General features: G+C 42.5%; 16 protein-coding genes and 1 tRNA gene. 7 read left to right on the top strand and 10 right to left on the bottom strand.

Annotated elements, in window-relative coordinates; translation table 11 throughout:
• The first annotated feature begins 1 nt into the window (after position 1).
• Entirely contained in the window at positions 2–397 is a 396-nt protein-coding gene (gene dndE, locus ACP2WE_RS04620; protein WP_425214414.1) for a DNA sulfur modification protein DndE, read from the top strand.
• Positions 398–435: 38 nt separating this feature from the next.
• On the opposite strand, the gene ACP2WE_RS04625 is transcribed toward dndE, so the two are convergent.
• The 8 genes from ACP2WE_RS04625 to ACP2WE_RS04660 all read right to left on the bottom strand — a co-directional run bounded on the left by ACP2WE_RS04625 (position 436) and on the right by ACP2WE_RS04660 (position 9907).
• Entirely contained in the window at positions 436–1011 is a 576-nt protein-coding gene (locus ACP2WE_RS04625; RefSeq protein WP_330486340.1) for a Uma2 family endonuclease, read from the bottom strand.
• A gap of 236 nt (positions 1012–1247) precedes the next feature.
• Positions 1248–2399 carry a cysteine desulfurase family protein gene (locus ACP2WE_RS04630; protein WP_425214415.1) on the bottom strand — a complete coding sequence of 384 codons (1152 nt, stop codon included), beginning with the start codon at positions 2397–2399 and terminating at the stop codon, positions 1248–1250.
• A complete protein-coding gene (locus ACP2WE_RS04635) occupies positions 2389–3324 on the bottom strand; it encodes a phospholipase D family protein (RefSeq protein ID WP_425214416.1) in 936 nt (311 codons plus the stop codon). Before ACP2WE_RS04635 ends, ACP2WE_RS04630 begins: the two co-directional genes overlap by 11 nt.
• The gene (locus ACP2WE_RS04640; RefSeq protein WP_425214417.1) at positions 3317–5149 is read right to left on the bottom strand and encodes an ATP-binding protein; all 1833 of its coding nucleotides are present in this window, start codon (positions 5147–5149) and stop codon (positions 3317–3319) included. The genes ACP2WE_RS04635 and ACP2WE_RS04640 overlap by 8 nt, the downstream gene beginning before the upstream one ends.
• Positions 5149–6765 carry a DEAD/DEAH box helicase gene (locus ACP2WE_RS04645; RefSeq protein ID WP_425214418.1) on the bottom strand — a complete coding sequence of 539 codons (1617 nt, stop codon included), beginning with the start codon at positions 6763–6765 and terminating at the stop codon, positions 5149–5151. Before ACP2WE_RS04645 ends, ACP2WE_RS04640 begins: the two co-directional genes overlap by 1 nt.
• A gap of 37 nt (positions 6766–6802) precedes the next feature.
• Positions 6803–7273: a hypothetical protein gene (locus ACP2WE_RS04650; RefSeq protein WP_425214419.1), complete on the bottom strand. Its 471-nt coding sequence runs from the start codon at positions 7271–7273 to the stop codon at positions 6803–6805.
• 3 nt (positions 7274–7276) lie between these two features.
• Positions 7277–9049, bottom strand: a complete 1773-nt coding sequence (locus ACP2WE_RS04655; RefSeq protein ID WP_425214420.1) for an ATP-binding protein — start codon at positions 9047–9049, stop codon at positions 7277–7279.
• 45 nt (positions 9050–9094) lie between these two features.
• Entirely contained in the window at positions 9095–9907 is an 813-nt protein-coding gene (locus ACP2WE_RS04660; RefSeq protein ID WP_425214421.1) for a phosphoadenosine phosphosulfate reductase family protein, read from the bottom strand.
• A gap of 55 nt (positions 9908–9962) precedes the next feature.
• On the opposite strand from ACP2WE_RS04660, the gene ACP2WE_RS04665 reads away from it, so the two are divergent.
• On the top strand, positions 9963–10205 hold the full coding sequence (locus ACP2WE_RS04665; RefSeq protein ID WP_425214422.1) for a ribbon-helix-helix domain-containing protein: 243 nt from the start codon (positions 9963–9965) through the stop codon (positions 10203–10205).
• Positions 10187–10555 (top strand): type II toxin-antitoxin system PemK/MazF family toxin, encoded by a 369-nt coding sequence (locus ACP2WE_RS04670; protein ID WP_425214423.1) that lies wholly within the window; start codon positions 10187–10189, stop codon positions 10553–10555. Before ACP2WE_RS04665 ends, ACP2WE_RS04670 begins: the two co-directional genes overlap by 19 nt.
• On the opposite strand, the gene ACP2WE_RS04675 is transcribed toward ACP2WE_RS04670, so the two are convergent.
• On the bottom strand, positions 10541–14029 hold the full coding sequence (locus ACP2WE_RS04675; RefSeq protein WP_425214424.1) for a hypothetical protein: 3489 nt from the start codon (positions 14027–14029) through the stop codon (positions 10541–10543). The genes ACP2WE_RS04670 and ACP2WE_RS04675 overlap by 15 nt on opposite strands.
• Positions 14022–14930 (bottom strand): DUF4007 family protein, encoded by a 909-nt coding sequence (locus ACP2WE_RS04680; protein ID WP_425214425.1) that lies wholly within the window; start codon positions 14928–14930, stop codon positions 14022–14024. Before ACP2WE_RS04680 ends, ACP2WE_RS04675 begins: the two co-directional genes overlap by 8 nt.
• Positions 14931–15020: 90 nt before the next feature.
• Here ACP2WE_RS04680 and ACP2WE_RS04685 point away from each other — a divergent pair, with 90 nt between their 5' ends.
• The 4 genes from ACP2WE_RS04685 (at position 15021) to ACP2WE_RS04700 (ending at position 19933) form a co-directional block, all read left to right on the top strand.
• Positions 15021–17084 (top strand): DNA phosphorothioation-associated putative methyltransferase, encoded by a 2064-nt coding sequence (locus ACP2WE_RS04685; protein WP_425214426.1) that lies wholly within the window; start codon positions 15021–15023, stop codon positions 17082–17084.
• Between the two features lie 151 nt (positions 17085–17235).
• Positions 17236–17367, top strand: coding sequence for a helix-turn-helix domain-containing protein (locus ACP2WE_RS04690; protein ID WP_425214427.1), 132 nt, complete (start codon positions 17236–17238; stop codon positions 17365–17367).
• Positions 17368–17493: 126 nt separating this feature from the next.
• A tRNA-Leu gene (locus ACP2WE_RS04695) sits at positions 17494–17559 on the top strand.
• A 145-nt stretch (positions 17560–17704) separates the two neighbouring features.
• Complete coding sequence (locus ACP2WE_RS04700) at positions 17705–19933, top strand: AAA family ATPase (protein ID WP_425214428.1); 2229 nt, start codon at positions 17705–17707, stop codon at positions 19931–19933.
• Positions 19934–20033 lie beyond the last annotated feature (100 nt).

Genomic DNA, 20033 nt, shown 5'->3' on the forward strand with positions numbered 1-20033 from the left:
TATGGAACCACCTGTTGACCGCATTCGTCTCTCCCAAACTGCCAGAGAGCAACTACTCAAACTCAAACGTACTACTCATATCGAACATTGGAATGTCCTCTGTCGTTGGGCATTATGCAAATCTTTAGCCGAGCCTACTCCCCCTTCCATCATTAACATTCCCGCAGACAGTAATGTGGAGATGACTTGGCAAGTTTTTGCAGGCAACCTGTCAGATATTCTTGCGATCGCTCTCAAACAACGCTGCCACAATGATGGACTAGGAACAAATAAAGAAACCCTTGCTACTCAGTTTCGCCTCCACCTCCATCGAGGGATTGGATATTTAGCAGGCGATCCAAGCATTAAGAAACTAGAAAACTTGATTGAAGTTTTAGGAATCACAGAAGATAAATAGCTAAATGTTTTAGATGGCTAAAGGGAATCAAGTTCATTCTAAACATTGAAAATCCGATCGGGTGTTAGCTGTAACTCGGTAAATAGTAAAGATTTAATATTTTCTTCTTCTCGATAAACTATCTCTTCATAAAGTCCATCTTCGAGTAGTAAAACAGTAACCTTGCGATCGCTAAAATCAATAATCCAATATTCAGGAATCTCGATCGCATTATATTCTGCTCGTTTCTTTCGGTAATCAATATTGCGAGTACTATCGCTCACAATTTCTACAACCAGTAAAGGAATAGAATCTATTAACACGGCTTCGCGGAACTTGATTTCATTCCATTGCTCAGAGGTAACCACCATAACATCAGGTATCCGACAAGTGATTTTGCCACCTATAAGCCCTGTTTGAACAGCAATTAATTCTTGTTTTGAGATCAGAGGCAATTGCCGACGTTGAATCTCTGAGCGAAAAGCATCATTAACAAATTCGCTCATGCCTCCATGAATTCCTGTAGGCTGAGCCATCGCGACTAACTCCCCATTTACCAGTTCATAACGTGCATCTGTTCCGTCATTGTATTCAAGATATTCTGAAAGCGTCAGTAAAGGACTTACAACAATCATTTTAATTCTCCTGATAGTTTCAGAGTCTTTTCAGGCTCTAAGACTCAAAATAATCTTCTAAAGCATAAATTCAACTTAGTTTCGCTAATATTGATATTTTAGCAACTTACGTAAGGATTAGCTTGTTTTATCTCCGCTCGTTTATTGTTAAAACATAGTGCGTCAAGAATACAACAAGCTGGTCAGGAGCGATCGCTCCTGTGATGTTCGTATTATCTTGGAATACTCATCCACTTTTACACTAATATGAGTTGGCGAACTTGATGAACTGCCTCAGCCAAGATATTTGCAGCGCGATCGCACTCTTCATCTGTGGTGAATTTACCGATGCTAATACGCAAGGCTCCTTCAATGAGATTTTCAGGTAAGGCGATCGCCTGCAAAACATGAGAAGGGGCTTCTACGCCTGAGGAGCAAGCCGAACCTGTAGAGATGGCAAGGCGATCGCGGATTCTGGCGATAATTGCTTTATTGGGGATGCTAGGGATCGAAATATGAAGATTGCCTGCGAGTCGGTTTGTGCGATCGCCATTGATTACAAGATCGGGAATGCTTTCTTGTAGGAGAGTTTGTAGGCGATCGCGCTTGGTGGCAATTACTTTTTCATCTTCTGCCATTTCTAACTGACGTAGGCGGCAGGCTTCGCCTAATCCAGCTATACCCGGCACGTTGAGCGTTCCCGATCGCATTCCTTTCTGATGACCACCGCCGTGAATTATGGGTTCGAGATAATGCCCCTTTTTAACAATTAATGCGCCTATGCCTTTAGGGGCATAGAGTTTATGTCCTGAAATTGCTAGGTAAGTAATTCCACATTCAGTAAAATCAATGGGGATTTTGCCGACTGCTTGGGAACCGTCGCAGAGAAAAGGAATGTTATATTTTTGGGCGATCGCGCCGACTGCTTGAATGGGGTAAATCGTGCCGATTTCGTTGTTGGCTGCCATGACGCAGAGCAAGGATAGTCCCTCGGCGCAGACTTGTTCGAGATGCTTGAGGTTTAGTTTGCCTTGGCGATCGACGTGCAGGAATACAATCTCAGCTAGCCCTTTCTTCGATAGTACTTCGCAGGTATCGAGAACGGCTTTATGCTCAACAGGTAAAACGGCGATGCGCTTTTTCCCAGAACTGGGAAGTCCTTGTAGGACGAGATTGATGCTTTCTGTTGCTCCAGATGTGAAGATGACTTCTCTGGGCAAAGCTCCCACCAAATCTGCAATTTGTTTTGATGCTTGCTTGACGGCGATATCGGCTTTATCGCCGTAGATGTGATCGATGCTGCTAGCGTTGCCAAAGGTATTGGTCATGTAGTGAAGTACGATCTCTGCTACACGTTGATCGCATGGAGTAGTTGCATGATAGTCAAGGTAGATAGGTTTATGACTCATCTTTTTTCAACCTGTAGAAGACTTCTGAGTGATTGGGTACAGATAAGGCATAGCGATCGCTTAAAAAATATCTTAACCAGCGCATAAGAGTTTGCCAAGATCGATCAGCATCAAAATCTTCAGCCTGGTTGCATGGGAGAGATTCCCTTCGGGATGCGTACCGCCGCATAAATTCAGTTACTGCTCCAAATCTCTGTGGATATTCAAGAAATGAATCTATTTGCCGTATAAGAGGCTTCTGTAGTAAAAGGGTTCCTACGCATACTTCAAAGACCTGTTTTTGCAATCCTTTAGGAATTAGAAGCGATCGCAAGTCAATTAAAGCAGCTTCACGAGATACTGTACTGAGCTTAGTCCCGTTTCCACAATAGGCAATATATAAATCCTCTGGATTACGAAGTCTAGGTAGCCAAGTAGAATCTTGAGTATTCAAAAGTTCTATAGTCGTAGGAACTTCAGGACAATCATCTCTAAGCAGTTCAATAGTCTTGAATGTTTGCTCATATAGGTCTCGATCGACCAAAACACATTCAGAAAATAGGTCTTGCTCAAAGGATGGAATCGCAGGAGATGAAATTAACAGTTCAAGATTTGGATGGGTTGACCACCCTAAAGCAGCATTCGTTAGGTTTGCTGAACCAACCAAGCAGCGATCGTCAGTTCGATAATACTTAGCATGGAGGTTAGAACGTAACCAAAGAGACGACCCTTGTCTTTCTCTAAATAGCGACCATATTTCAATATCCGAAACTCCAGCTAAAATATCCTCTAGATGCCAGCGTGTGACGCATTTAACTGAGATATTTGACGACAAATGTCCAAATAGTCGCGTTAAAGCCGAGACTTTGATAAAGGGTGCTACCAGTAAAATCTCATTCTTAGAATCTCTACAAAGGTCTTCTAGCTGTTTACCAACTTCACTCATCTTGCTCTAAGAATTGTCGAGCAATACGTCCCCAATCTACACGAGCATCTTGGGCTGCTTGCCGTCTTTTACCATCAGGTTGCTCATCTTCATAACGTGCCCATGCCATGAGCAAAAGCTTTAAACCGTCAAGTGAGTTAGTTAGTCGCGATCGCAAAGTTTCTGCATCAACGCCTTCAACTTCTTCTTCTAAGACTTCGACTAAATTTTTATAGGCGGGATGGCTTGTATTTAAGGTGACGATGATAGCTCCACCTCTAGGCTTGACCGAGAAGAATGCAGCAGTCTCTAAGTCTGCTTCAACAAAGGTGTACTTTAGCCCGTCATCGACAGTGGATGCAGCTAGTTCTTTTGCTTTAATTTCAGCGATTCCCTCATCTTTGAGCGTCAACTCTATAGCTTCTTGCCTTACTGCCTTTGGTAAAGTCTCATCTAAATCGCTCTGTCCCGGATGTCCTTCTTCTTTACGCTTTTCCGTTACTGTAGTGGCTACTTTCTCAGCTAAATGTACATCGTGGCGCTGACTAGATGGACGAGTTCCCTTAGTCTGTGCTGTTAACCATCGGCGAATAATTCTAATCTGATTATCAATTTTTTGAATTATATCGAACAATGGAATTCTCGGATCGTTGTTATCTCTAAGTTCTTCCTTTAGCTGAGCCATGGTAAGACCATCTTCCAATAGAGATTCTGGATCGATTTTGACTAATTCTGCAAAATTACGGGCTGATTGTTTGTTATTTGTAACTCCAAATAGGTCGTCAAGGGAGGGTGGAAAATCAATCTCAACTCCCCACCATCGTTCAGTAGGATCGTACTTAATTACCAAAGACTGATCGAGTTCAAGTTCTCTCCCAGCGCGAACAATGGAAATCCCTACATTTTTCTCGGCGTGCTTGCCATGCGGAAGACTCCCAGGATTAACTCCCGGTTTAGGAGGTGTTCTCGCCTCTTCTTTTGCATAGGAGAAGCGGACTTTAACCTCATGTTCTTTGTCTCGAAAGTCAATCTTAAAAGTTGCTTCATAGGCAGAGTCACTTTCCCAAACCTGAAACATCGGGGTATTAGCAAAAGGCTCAGGACAGGATGTTTTAGCCATGAGATAGGATGGATCGTTAGGCGATGCTATTTTTTCAGATATTTTGTTACCGTGATTGTCTATATCAAAAGCCAGCATCCGAATAGAAGCTTGCCCATTTTCTAGAAACTTGCGGTACATTCTGCCAATCAGAAACTCTGAGTTGTCAATGATTGTCTTCCCAGTTTTCCAAATACATCGATCAATTTCTGACCAAACAACAAGAGTGCCACTTTTCTCAAAACCTTTGCTAACTTGCTTCCAAAAATCTGGAATTCTTTTATCGTTTTTAGGCTCTGGGACTTCTGTTAATTTCTTCTGCCTAATTTCATTGAGGTCAAGATAGCTATGCAAAGCATTTTCACTACCATTCTGCCATGACCAAACATCAACACGCTGACATTGAGATATAGAGGAGGAGGGTAAACCCATACCAAATCTGCCAATTCCTGTGTGTTTTTCTTCATCCAAATAGGTGCCATTTCCAAACTGAAGAGCCAAACGCAAGACATTTGCATCCATGCCCGTGCCATTGTCTAGAACAGCTATTTGAAAAATGCGAGAACTTGCTCTTTTAGCAACCATTTCTTTTTTCTCGGCACAGAGTAGCTCAACTTTGGTTGCACTCGCTTGAATGGCATTATCCATCAATTCTGCAATCGCATAGGCAGCATTCTTATAGCCATTGTCACGCATCGCCTGAACAGCTAAGTGAGCGGGTACTATGTCATGTGGGTTATTTGCCATTAGTCTTTTCTCCAAACATCTTCCCAATTTGTAAAAGCTTCTGATATTGACCCAAACCCCGGTAGTCCACTGTCAACAACAGTAACAATTTCTGCGGTTGCATTACCACCTGCTTTTACTCCACGAATCACCCGCCCGACCATCTGGCTGTAAAGCACAAGAGAGCTTGTAGGACGAGCAATCACAGCAGCACTTGTTTGTGGAGCATCAAAACCAGTAGTTAATACCCCATAATTGCATAATATTTGTGGCTCTGGACTGTTGGTCTTAAATTCTGTGATTAAGCGATCGCGCTCTGAAGATGGTGTACTGCCAGTGATTACATTTGCTTTTAGTCCTCTTACCTTCAACACCGTAGCTAAAAGCTTGGCATGGTTAACCGAAATGGCAAATACTAAAATACGGCGATGTCTGTAAGTTAAATTTTCTGCTTCAAGTAAAATCCGTAAATTGCGCTGTTCATCATCAGCTAAACGATTTAAAATATGTTGCGGTAGTTCTAATTCTTCTTGGATAAGGAGGCGATCGCGTTCTGTTAGCTCTAATCCACTTTGATATAGAAGGGACTTAAATATGGGTTTGGCTAAGTATTGCTCGGCAATTAAATATTCGACTGGGCTACTGTAACCTTCAATTTCAAGGGTGACTTTATTCTGTCCAAAAAATTTAGCAAGCTTTGCATCAGCATTAATATCTGACCAAGTACGTCCGGGGGTTGCAGTTAATCCTAATAATGCTGTCCTCTCGTAGGGGATAACTAGGCTATCAAGAACAAGGCTGTAGGTTTCAGCGATCGCCTGATGTGCCTCATCAATTACGACCAAACTACTCCGACTTCCCAATTGATTAATAAATTGAATACTCCGTTTAGCCCGACTGTATAGTTTTGAGAGTCCAGCAACCACTATGCCATCTCGCACATCAGCTAAATCGAGTTCGTGATTACCCCAGAAGCGATAGAGATTAATTGGGCGATCGCCTAGAAACTTCCATGCCTTAAAAAATTCTACTGCCGCTTGCTCACAAAGCTCTTCACTATATGCCAGCCAAACTATTAAGGTTGGTTCTTGGGAACGTAAGCGATCGCAAATTACATTCATTGCTGTCCGAGTTTTGCCCGATCCCGTAGGCATATGAAGCAACACTCTTTTAGGCTCCTGCAATAGATACTGCTTTACCTTGTGAATGGCATGACGCTGATGAGCGAAAAGAGCATACTGTGGTTGGGCAATCTCCGTTGATGGATTTTCGTCTATAATTTCAGGCTTTGGCAGAGATAACTCAAAAAAGTTAAATAATGCCCGTTCTCGCTCAGAATTCTTACGAATTTTTACTTCTCTCAATGCTTTGAATACATCACCATTGGTAGGAGCATCATACAAAATCGAAGCTAAAATCTCTGCCTGTTCTGGACGTAGTAACTCAAGTAGTTGTCTACGACTTGTTTCATTTAGAAGTAAACTTTCAGGGCTGTGAAATTCTAGTAGGACTTCTCTCAATTGGCTTGGAGATGTCAGACTAGAGTCAAGTAACCTAAGCGATCGCAATACTGCACTACCAAGCAAATTCTGTAGTACCTCATCATCAACTCTTGATAGAAGGTCATCAAATTTCATCTGAATCAAATAATCTAAAAACACCTGTCATCTTTAATCAAGAAGCAGAATAGTTAGCTTGGAAGTTTTTGACAATTTCCATGGCATACTTCCTAATAAAAGGGGAAGAAGTTCTATCGCTACATCTAATGTTGGAAATTACTTGAAATTTTGGTTCTACATCGCCACGGATATCTCGAAGTCCAATCTGAACAAGATATTCAATAGCCTCACGATATGATGTCTCTATTCCAAAATATTCTGGTTCTTGTGGAAGTGGATAAGATACTAGAATCAAATCATCTGCCTCCTCAAGTTTTACACCGACCTCTTCTTCAAATCTCTGACGAAGTGTTCCTTTATTTTGAATATGACTGAAGGCTCTACCAATTGAGCCTCGTTTATCATTTGTTTGTCCAACATAGATGATTTGCCACTTCTTCGATATCCACACGTAAATGTATGCTTTACGGTATCCATCAAAGCATGACGAGATAATACTCCAAACTGGTGTCTTTGCTTTAACCATAACTTATGACTGACCCAGTGGAGGTAATTTACCATCTAACTGTCTACACATTGCAGCTAAATACTCTGAAATAATTCGTCTATACTCCGAGATTATTTGCTGAACGTCTTTTCGATCAAGAGATGTAATGGTTTTCTGTGCATATACTTCAGCATCAGACATTTGAAGTAATAATAGCTGGATCATTACTTGAAGATCCTTATTTTCACTATTTTCTTCAAAAACCAGACGTGCAAATCTATGAAACTTATTTATCCTGACACACCCTCCATGGTCGGTGTCATAATAAGGCTCCCAAAGAGCATTGTCCTCGACATTAGAAACCTTATATATTTTGTTACCTGCTGGATTAGTATCCTCTCTTAAAGCCTTCGCTAAATCATCCTCATCTAGCTCACTATCATCAACCTCTCTACCTTCTGTGTCGCTTTTCAATTGAACTGCAGTTTGACGTAGTTTAGTTTGCATCTCTTCTTCAACTTCTTTTCCTCTCTTAGCTTTTTCTCGCTCAATAGCAGGAGTTGCAATCGGCTCACCAGGGAGACTATCTAAGGGCTCAAACTCTGCAGCAATTTCATTCGCAGTTAAATTTGGATCTTGCCCTTCAAACTCTTTCTTCAAAAAGTTTCCTCGTAACCAAGCTCTTTTACTTTTTCTCTTGTACTCATCTGAACGATCACTAATTTCCCGATAAGCTTCATCGGAGAGAGTTAATGTAGACTTCTTTACATCAATATTGAAACTATCATCAGCACTTTCATCAATTAAAATTCTGCCTCTAAAGGCATAAAAATCTTGATCTTGAGGGATAATTCCGTCAAAAGATTCTGCCCATGATATGAGCCGCTTGTTGCGGTATACATAATAGCCATAATTGCCTGCTCCTATTTTATATTTACTAGCAACCTGGCTACGTTTTCCTCGTTCTTCTAAATCAAATATTGGAGGATAAGGAAGCTGAGTTACTTCAATCTTAGCTTTAACAGCTTCTCTCAAATCAAGAGTGATTTCTTTCGGCTTCTCAATCCATTTTACAGTCTTCCCGTCCCAAGAATTCTCGTCCAAGTTACCATTTGAGTCAGCTTCGTCAATAAAAAGGACATCAAAGGGTTCAATACTCTTATCATTGATTGAGATTTTTATGTCGTCTTCTCTCATAAAGTAGTAATAAATAACTCCTACTTTAGTTGTCAATTCTTCTGTGGTTTTCTTGACGCTTGGATGATTGACCATTCTAACTTTTCCAATCCTCACAATAGTTCCCTTCCCAGAAGGTAGATATTGATCAATTAAACATTGGTCATCTTCCGTCAGTTCAAGTGACTTAGCAAAATACCTACCCTCTTGTTGAATCTCAGGTAAAGATACAATATATTTTTTGAATGGATGAGTATCGCCTGGTGATGATATGAGGTGTAATTCTTCTCCCTGCGAAAATACTGCCGATTTTAACCCAAGTCCAAATTTAGAAAGCGAGTTTGCTTCATAAGCCTGATCAGAAGACCCTAGTTTCAGAGCTTCTATCATCTCAGTCTCATTCATTCCCTTACCATCATCAATGACAAGATACTCTTTAATATTGTTTTTTTTATTATCGTTTAAATCTTCCCGTTCCTTAAGAATTTGGATATAAATATTTTGGGCTTTTGCGCGAACAGAATTATCCAGAATGTCACATATTGCAGTTGCAGGAATATAACCAATTCGGCTTAATCCAAAAACTATTCTGCCTGGATCAATTTCTAGGCTTACTTCAGTAACTTTTTGCTCAGGCATTTTATTTTCTCTTTTGTACTAACTTAGTATAAAAATAATTCATTGTTACAAGTGACAAGCCATACATGGCAACTCAAAATCCTGATCGTCAAGAACAGTTTCTAATACTTCTGCCAGCGATCGCTTAATCGATAAATTTTGCTCTCTTAGCAGCGATTTCTCATGATCGGCAATAATTTGATCCTTACGCTCAATAAGTTCTAACAAAGTTTCACCCTGAACCCATGTATAGGGATAACCCCGATCTTCCGTAGTTTTTCTTTCATACTCTACAGCTTGGGCAAAATATTCAGGATGCTCTTCTGAGAGTCTGACCCATTCATATTTACGTTGGAAAAAGCAAAAGAAACAACCTGACCGAGTACGCCAACGGTAGTAATCTGGCAGCCCAATACCACTCTCATCCAGAATCTGTAAAATATCAGTTTTAACTAACCCATCCTCTTTGAAGGGGAAAACGGGCTTAATATTTGGCTTAGTAGAGATATAACCATCCCGCTTTTCGTCTGCTCGAATGCCGATGTAGCTAACAGCTTCATCTGTCCCGATAAACTTCTCTAAAGGTTTGATCTTCATCATGTCAGTACACCAGCGCATCTTTGGAGAGGGCAAGACCCCACCATAAACATCTAGCCAGTGGTCAAAGCCTCTCTCAGGGCTAAGATAGGAAATCTTTATGCCTAAACGAGCCTCAATGCGATTAAGGTAATCATAGGTTTCAGGTAATTCTTTGTGGGTATCGCAGAAAAAGTATTCCATTGGCAATTCTGGATATTTTTGCTTCATCCAAATCGCCAAAGCTGTACTATCTTTGCCACCTGATAACCCAAGAATATGTCTAACAGGTTTACTTGTCATAGATTATATTTGCCTTTAGCAGTATCATACACATATAGCATGTGTATTACCAGCCATGAATCAACGAATTAATATCACATTACCTACCGAAACTTTAGAACTAATAGATCGCAATGTCCAAAAAGGCGATCGCAGTCATTTTATTGACCAAGCAGTTCAACACTATATTAATGTTACTGCAAAGGAAAATCTAAGACAAAAGCTTAAACAAGGGGCAGTGCGGTGGGCAGAAAGAGACTTAGGCATTACCCAAGATTGGTTTAATGTTGACGAGGAATCATGGCAAAACAGCAGGTAACATTTCCTAAAAGAGGTGAAATTTACCTAGTAAACTTTGACCCAACTGTTGGCTCAGAGATTCAAAAGACTCGACCAGCACTTATTCTCCAGAATGATATTTCCAATCAGCATAGCCCGATAACTATTGTTGCTGCTCTCACATCACAATTTGATGCCGAACTATTCCCCACTGAAGTTTTAATCAATCCGCCTGAAGGCGGACTAACCCACCCGTCAGTTGTTCTACTCAATCAAATCCGCTCGATTGATAGAAAACGCTTAGTAAAAAAGTTAGGGATTATCTCTGAAGGACTAATAGAGAAAGTAAATAATGCAATTCAAATTAGCTTAGGCTTAATTGATCTTTGAACTTCTCTGAGAATGCTTTTGACTTGTTGTTTTTGCTGAAATTGGAATAATATCTTCAGAAGCTTGAATGTCCAAGGCGGTCTCAGCAAATATAGCAACCAAGCCTTCTTGTAGTCTTTTATTATTCTGGTACATTGGCTTTTTGAGAATTTCAGCAACATCTAGTGCAATTTGCTCCTTATCTTCAGGAGAAATCCAAAGTAAACGGTGAACTTCATAACCATCAGGACGAGCGATAGTAATCCTTCGGGCATCAAAGCCTTTATTCTTCGATGCTGCCATCCCTTTTTGCAATGCTTCAAGGTTAATAAATCGCCGAGCTAAATCACCGAGCTTAGATTCAAAGGCAACGACATCATTATCTGACCAAGACTCAGCAGGCTTATCAGAGACAATCATCAGCAATGACTCTAGCCATGTTTTATCTTCACTATTTTTTTCCGCAGCAGCTAAAGTAAATCGCCTCAAAGTACGCTCTAGACAGGCATCGGTCAAATAACTCGCTCTAACTCGTAAGTCTTCTCTCAATACTTCTTTACTACTTGTCACGCCAAAAGCAGCATACAAAAGATCGTAGCAGTAGGCAAGAAGTGAATCGTAAGCAGTTTGAATTTCATGTAATACCTTTACTAACTTACTCTTGAACTCTTTTGCAATTACTGCTCCATCCTCACTTTCCCCACTAATAATTGGCTCCATCCCACAGGCGACAGGAAGAGAGTTGAAAATCAATTCATCGGGTTCTTGCGCATTCCCCAGAGCTTTTACAACCTCCTGTGCTTCTGAAGTAATGCGCTTAGTTTTGGCAGTATAGGCAGGCAGGTTCTTAGCAAATTGGAATAAAGGTTTAACCACAGATAGCATCGTCACATTACGAATTTTGGTATTTACCTTCTTAGGATTTGGTGATGTTAAGATTGCCTCTAACTCTCGGAATACCTGCGATCGTACACCGATAATTTCAAAATATCTCACAGCAAACCTCTGGGGATGCTTGACCAATAGTTCAAAATGTTCAGAACCCAGTACAGGAATAAACACCCCATCTTTATAGATACTGACATCATCATTGTGATAGAGCAGTACCGATGCTAATAAAATAGGAATTAAGCCCCGTTTTACCCCGTAAGGAGGAGCCTCTAGTTGCTGATACAGATTATTCAGGGTCAGGGATTTCTGAACTGCTGATAGGCAAAAGCTCTCGATTGCCAGCCAAAATAATTTAATACTTTGCTCTTTTGGAGGATAAAAGCCTAAAACCTCATTCTCTTGACGGTGGATACCTGTTTGGTTGAGAACGGATTCATAAATACTGGTTTCTGGCCCATAACCTGCTAGTCCCAACCGTTCTTGTTCAGGATGATTGAGCATAGCCTCAATTAGAGTTCGCATGGCTTTAACAGCCTGCCCAGTGAGTTCTCGCCTATTTATCAGCTCATTCTTTAGGACTGGACTCTTCTTATAAACTAAATCACAAGCCTTAGAAAGTTGTGCATTAAAGTCTTGATTACGGGCGATCTCTACTTTTTCCCCTAACACCCAGCATTCACATTGTAAGAGGTTAAAGGTTTCTCTAAAAGTGCTACCTAGCCGTAATTCGGCTTGATGAAAGCGAAAGTTCACTTCTCCTCTAGCCACCCTATCATGCAGAAGTTCAGAACGAGATTGTAATTTTTGTAATGCCTTATACTCAACCGCTACAGCTTTAAGAACCCCTAGATTAGTCGTAGTAATTAATACTAAAGGCTTTCCCTCAATAGTTAATTTAGGATAGTTGGTTGGGGCTACCGAATCAAGCCAATAGGCAATCATGCCATCGTAACTGGGATTAGAACATTGAAGTTTGTCCCAGTTGGTGCAACTATCTAAATATTTGAACTCAAAGTAACGAACTGTCCCCGTTTGATAGCTATGTCTTTGAGCGATCGCAGGTTTTAGAGAAAAAGAACTACTTAGGATTTCCGCAAGAGAATCTCTTTCGGACGCGATCGCGCTGATTAATTCGGCTTCAATATTAAAGTCCGTTCCTTCCCATAGTCTTAATTCATCTTTGCGGTGATTGATAAATCCTTTGTATGGAAAATCGTTAAGCAGGAGCTTGATTTCAGCTTCACCATCCCTAGAAACATCAATGGTCGTATCAATTAGAGCTAGTCTGACTAACTGTGGAGTAGCCTTGAACTCACCGACAGAATCTACTAAGTTCAAGATGCCAATCGTTTTCAGCAAATTTAATTCCGAGGTCGAAATTTTCTGCTCCATGCTGCTAATTAAAGTATGGATTTCTACCCATTTATTCAGTTGAGGACGAGAACCAAAACCCGTCCCAATCGCTTCCACAAAGTAATCATAAATGCGGTCTAACTTCAGAAGGGGGAAATCTTTATTAAACTCAGTTTCCTGTAAATAATTTTGGAAAGAGTAAGCTTCAGGACTTGCTAAAAAGGTAAACAAAGAGCGATCGTTTTGGGCATAACTATTACAGAGAATCGGTAATACCAAGGCAGCGATTGGATGTAAAGGATAGGTAGATGCCAATAAGTCAGTTGAAATATCTTTGACTCCATACCGAGTCAATTGTTTACACCAGTTTTTCGCCCAAGTGTTTATCTTTTTGGAATCGTTTGTTGGAAGTGAAGATACGATCGCTTGCCCCATCAATTTAGTCATTTGCCTCGGCAAATCGCTAAAAGCGAAGTCTTTGAAGCGCCCCTGAATTTTTGACCATTCATTGCGTTGCACTGTAGCAAGGCTATGTCCATAATCCGCAAAAGATTGGTGCAGCATTCCTACAAAATAGAAAGCCTGAGATTTATTGAGCTTTAACTCAGCAATCTGTTGAAGCAGATACAGATCGTCATTTCTGTGCCGAAGCACAGCAAATTCTAAACTTTTTCCTAGTTCGTCAATAATCAGAATCACAGGTTTTTTAGCAGTCTTTAATACCTCCTTGAGCAGAGTTAAAACATCTAAATTGGCAACTGTTTCCCCATTTGCTATTTGAGTTGCAAAACCCTCAATTCTTTTTCCAGTGGCATTCGATGATTTACTTACCCCAAAAGCCAATGCCCGAATAATTGTGTGGGCAAGGGGCTCTCTCTGAGCAGTGGCGATCGCCCTCAAAAATCCTTGCTTAGATAGATTAGCCAACAATTTTTGAAGTTCTGAATCATCTAACGACTTCTGAGCGATATTTAATGCCATCTCCCGAACAGGACTGCCCTCAGTCGCACATAGGGAACAAAGAAAATTAGCAAAAGCCGACTTTCCAGTTCCATAAACACTGGTGATAGTTGTGGCACGGGTTATATCAGAGTTCTCTGAATCAATCAGAATATATTCCAATGCCGCAACGGAGCGATCGGTGAGAATATAGCCCTGCAAAGCATCTGTGGAGTCAAAATCACGCTCTAAGTTGATTGAACGGGCAAAGCGACGGTTGATAGTAAAGTATTCTGAGAGTGGCTTAGTCATAGTATCTACTTATCAACTTTTGGCTTAATTGGGCTGAGTTTTCCCGAAACGACATCTGGAGAATATTAGCACTCTCAGCAAGTGAAATAGCTGATTCTTGCCGTGCTACCTGCTCGATCGCATCACACAAGACACTAGCGGTTATTTTGAAAGCCATACCGGGACTACCTACTTCGTATAAAAGTCGGTTTAAGGAAATTGTCTGGGTTGTAGGGCTGACAAGGTTAGCAAAGTCTAAACAGGAGGCAACAATTATTTCTGGCGGTAAGCTTGGCTTCTGCCCTATGTTAAATACCAAATTAGAGCCAACCTCAGTCATCAAGCCTAACTCAGCAAAAGGGCAATCTAGGTTGTCTTCATTAAGACTATCCTTATCCCTCTGGCTTAGATACATTCTAACTAAACAGGCGGCATCTTTTTTAAGCGAAGACTCAGCAATACGGCTACCAAATGTTTGCTCAGAATATATCTTTAAATCTGAAAGCAACGATTCATCAACCTTAAACTCATTTTTCCTGAACAGAAAGAAAACGAAATACCAAGCCGTTGCCCAGTAAGGTGGTTTTAGTAGTTGCCAATGGAGTAACCATAAACTGGCGGGGTCTTCAAGGTAGGGATCAAAGCCATCTTCGTCAAGCAACTGCTTTCCAAAAGCGGTGATCCCATTATCATCTATCAACTTGAAGGCTCTACACCAATAGCGAATCGACTTCGCCATATTTTTACCTACACCTAACTGAATATGAGCATCATCAGCCAAAAAAATATTAGGATTACAGCAAACTGCATCAAACCCTTTCTTGAGCCAGCCAAAACGTGGGTGAAACGTCTCATGCCGCGCAAAGATTGGTGACAAGGCTGTATTTGGTGGGTTATTTTCAAGAGCAAGTTGGCTGATCATGGAGGCAGAGACTATTGACTATCTGATTTTAGATGCTTTTCACGCTTACATTTCTTTAATATGGGTATCAAATAACATATTTAATATTTCATGACAGTGATCGCACAGCAGGAAAACATTGAAAAACAAATTGCCTCACTATGCCAGCAAAGTAAAATTGGCAAAAAACTTCCTGCTGCTCTCTACGTTCATACTTCTGCCTTGGTTAATCTCGATTCTGAACTACAGAAATACGAACTGCAAGCCAGAATTCTATTACCAAGCTCTTATACCTTTACCCTAATTAAGTTCAGTTACGACCAGCCTAAAATATCTTATCTGTTCTATCCAAATTTTGATAACGATCCCCATCCTGCTTTACACACCAGCATTCAAGTTAATTTGCAATTAGGTGAAATTCAGCAAAGGGATTACAGCACTTCCAATAATCCCCCAATCCTCCACCGCAAAGAAACCTTTGTTGCAGTCAACTATCCCAAATATCAAGAATTTGCCGAACTAACGCGACAAGAAGAAGCGATCGCTCTACTCCGAAACACAAGTACCATTGGTACCCGCAATGGCTGGCAGCAAAGACTACAGGAATTAAATGTAAAGGTTGAAGGACATAGAGTAATTACTCAGACTGAGTTTCAGCCCAAAATAGAACGCCACAAAGCCGCTATCCATCGACCAGATTTATCCAAGCCCGTTCGTCTAGTATTAGAAGCAGGGCTACTAACTGAAGGCTCAACCTTTTTTGACTACGGCTGCGGTCATGGAGAAGACATTAAGAGGATTCGCGATCGCGGCTTTACCAGTAGTGGTTGGGATCCATACTACCGCCCTCAAAGCGATCGCACCCCTGCTGATATTGTAAATCTTGGCTATATTATCAACGTAATCGAATCCCAAGCAGAAAGACACGAAGCACTGCTTAAAGCTTGGGAACTAGCACAACGGGTTCTAATCGTCTCCGCACAGGTTCTGATCGGCGATGTCGGACAAGGACAAATTGCCTACAGCGATGGTGTGGTCAGCAGTCGAAATACATTCCAAAAATACTACGAGCAAGAAGAACTCAAACTCTACATCGATCGCGTCTTAGGAGTAGATTCTGTTCCCGTCGCCTTGGGTATCTATTTTGTGTTTCGCGATGACGCACAAGCGCAGAGTTTTAGAGCATCGCGTTTTCACTCCCGTGCCACAACGCCCAGAATTAGAGTCGCCTCCAAACGCTTTGAAGATTACCGAGAGCTGCTGTCGCCTCTCATGGAATTCTTCACGGAAAGAGGTAGACTGCCCCTTGGCGAAGAATTGCGAAACTTCGATGCCCTGCTGGCTGAATTTGGTACAGTGCGTCGAGCCTTCAATATCATCGTGCAAGCAACCAATCAAGATGAATGGGATGCGATCGCCGATAAACGCCGTCAAGATATTCTGGTGTTTCTCGCCCTCAGTAACTTTGACAATCCCTACAAACGGCTCAAACTCAGTCAGCTCTCGACCCAATATCAAACCGATGTCAAATCTTTATTTGGCTCTTATCAAGGGGCAAGCACCACTGCTGACCTGATGTTATTCAACTTAGGCAGACCAGGATTTATCGCTACCTGCTGTCAAAACAGCAAAATCGGACGATTAGATCGCCAAGCCCTTTACGTTCATGTTTCTGCGCTGGATCGTCTCGACACGATGCTGAGGCTCTATGAAGGCTGTGCCAGTCGCACCATTGGCAGAATGGATGGAGCCACCCTGATCAAATTTCACCTGCACAAGCCGAAAATAACCTACCTGTTTTATCCCGATTTTGATGACACTCCACACCCCAAGATGCAAGCCTCGATGCAAATCGACTTGAGAGATTTGCACGTTCGCTATCGCGACTATCACAACTCTGACGATCCACCCGTGCTGCATTGCAAGGAGACCTATGTGATGCCTGACTATCCACAGTACGAGAAGTTTGCCAAGTTGACCAAGCAGGAAGAAAACTGGGGACTGTTGGACAACTTGAAGGAAATCACCCATTTTCAAAGCTGGCAACAAACCCTTCGCGATCGTTGTGCTGAACTCCAAGGGCATCGAATTGTTTGGAGTAAGGATGCTGACCCAGAGAAGGTTAAGTTATTAAAAGCAAAACATAAAGTTAAGAAATCAGATGAAACCCTGTGAAATGTGTCAGTAACTTAGTAAAGTCCGTTACCGCATTCAATATGACAAGGTGCATCACTAATCTGTCCATTATGTTGGCAGCAATGGAAAGCTTAATTCTCTCGAAAATCAAGATAACATGGGTATATCTGTGATAATCCTCGCTCTTTCCATGTTCGCCACAAATGAAACCCAATCAGCAAATTTAGTCCGCGAACTACGGTTTCGCCTAGGCTTAACCCAAGAACAACTCGCCGCCGAACTAGGCATAACGTTTGCCAGCTACGCGCCATCGCAACCGTAACCAGCTATCAGATTCAATGGCAACTGTCCCTTTCTGTCTACCCATTTGCTACCCAAACTTGGCTATAACCTACCCAAGTTTACCCAAAAAATACCTAGGTAAAGGGCTTGCAGGACTAGGATTTGTGTGGATATACTAATATAAGTCTCCTTACCAAGGAGAATGTCGAGAGTTCAAATCTCTTCACCCCCTTATATTTTAAATTTAATTTTGTTCTTTTCGAATCATGCCACTGTTTTCTTTTCCATCTTGCCATTCATAAAGGTTGCATGCATTCAGGACGGTCATTCTTGGGACTGTTGACTTTAGCGCTGACAGGAAGACACCATTAGTTCAGATGGATCTATTCGAGAGCCACCGACAGCAAATCACCGCAGCAGAAGCACCCCTCGCCGATCGCTTACGTCCGCGCACCCTTGAGGAATTCATCGGACAGGAGCATATCTTGGGACAGGGGCGATTGCTCCGTCGTGCGATTCAAGCCGATCGCCTATCTTCGCTGATCTTTTATGGACCACCAGGGACGGGTAAAACTACCTTGGCGCGGATTATTGCCAATACCACCAATGCCCACTTCATTGCGATTAATGCTGTGCTGGCGGGTGTGAAGGATATTCGCGAAGCGATCGACGGGGCGCAGACACAGAGAGGCTATCACGATCGCCGCACAATTCTCTTTGTCGATGAGGTGCACCGCTTTAATAAAGCCCAACAGGATGCGCTTTTGCCTTGGGTAGAGAATGGCACGATTATTTTGATTGGCGCAACGACAGAGAATCCATTTTTTGAAGTGAATAAAGCGCTGGTCAGCCGATCGCGACTGTTTCAATTAAGACCACTCACAGAGGAAGACTTACGTGGGGTATTGACGCAAGCACTCAGCGATCGCGAAAGGGGCTATGGCAAGTTAGCTGTGCGGATGGATGAGGAGGCGATCGCCCATTTAGCAAATGTAGCGAATGGTGACGCGCGATCGCTGCTGAATGCCTTAGAATTAGCAGTGGAGACGACTCCAACTGAAGATGGGGAAATTCTGATTACGTTAGCGGTCGCCGAGGAATCCATTCAGAAACGGGCAGTTCTCTATGACAAGGAAGGAGATGCCCATTTCGATACGATTAGCGCCTTTATCAAGAGCGTGCGCGGTTCCGATCCTGATGCAGCGCTCTATTGGCTGGCAAAAATGGTCTATGCAGGCGAAGATCCGCGTTTTATTTTGCGACGATTGCTAATTTTAGCAAGTGAAGATATTGGGCTTGCCGATCCGCAGGCAGTGGTGGTGGTGAATGCCTGCGCTGAAGCCTTCGATCGGATTGGGTTGCCCGAAGGTCGCTATCATTTGGCACAGGCAACCCTCTATCTTGTCAATGCCCCCAAATCGAATAGCATTATGGGGCTTTTTGACGCGATCGCAGCGGTGGAAAGCGAACGTCAGTCCGATGTTCCCAATCCGCTCAAAGATGGCAGTCGCGACAAAAAGGGATTCGGTCATGGTGTGGGCTATCTCTATCCCCATGCCTATCGCGATCATTGGATCGAACAACAATATTTGCCCAGCAGCCTACAGGGACAGGTCTTCTATCAACCTTCAGAACAGGGGGCAGAGGCAGCGATTCGCCTACAGGTCGTGCGGCGACGCGAAGCACAGTTGGCGGCAATGGTGCGCGGCATGGGAACGGAAATTCCTGAGGTATTAACCTTTAGCCCAGCGGATTCTGCGACCGATCGCTGGTTGCAACGCACGATCTCTCAGGCAGGCGATCGCTTGGGAACGATTCGCGATCGCTTGTTCTCCCGTTTGTCCCTGCAACGCCATCATGTAGTTTTAGATGTAAATGCGGCAACGGGTTTGCTAACTTGGGAAGCCCTACGTCAGGTTCCTGAAGGTGGCGTTTATGCCCTCACCTATCAAAAAACCGATGCCATAGCTTTGCAAGAACAGGTAGCAGGATTGTCCGAACTGGCTCGCCCCATCGTTATGTCGGGAAATTTAATCGAAATCCCCCCTGCGATCGCATCTGTTCGTTTCGATCGGATTCTCGGCTACAACGCGCTGATGCGCGAACCAGATAAGCTCGCCTGCGTGCGGCAGTTAGTAAAACTCTTGCAACCCGATGGCACGATCGCGCTTTACGAACCAATTCCCAAACACACGCAGCGCATATATCAGTTGCTCGATCGCCCTACCCTAGGTTTATCTGACGATTTTTACGATCGCTGGGTGCAAGCCGAGGAAGCGATCTACGATCGCCCTGATGCCCCCATGACCAATTGGGATGCGGACGACTTGCGATCGATCTTTAAACAGGCAGGCTTGGCTGTGGCAATCGAAGTCGAACAAATTACCATATCTATGCAAATTTCTGCGGCTTTACGCGATCGCTGGTTCGAGTCTTCTAAAACCAAAGCAAAACCATCCTATGGTACTTATCTCGCGAAGTTTCTCACGGTTGATGAAGTGGCGATCGTGCGGCAGTTATTAAGCGATCGGCTATTGAATAAAACGGTAGCTTGGGCGAGTTCTGGGTGCAGTGTCTTTGCCTCAGTTTTTCGATCGAGTCCCTAGTTTTTTTAGTAGGTTGTTCGACAAGAAAAAAACTTAAAAAATCAGAAAGTCTTGCATAATACTTTCTGAATAGGGTAAAAGATGCTAAATATAAGCTTGG

The sequence above is a fragment of the Tumidithrix helvetica PCC 7403 genome (genome assembly GCF_965232925.1).
GTDB lineage: Bacteria > Cyanobacteriota > Cyanobacteriia > Pseudanabaenales > Pseudanabaenaceae > Tumidithrix > Tumidithrix helvetica.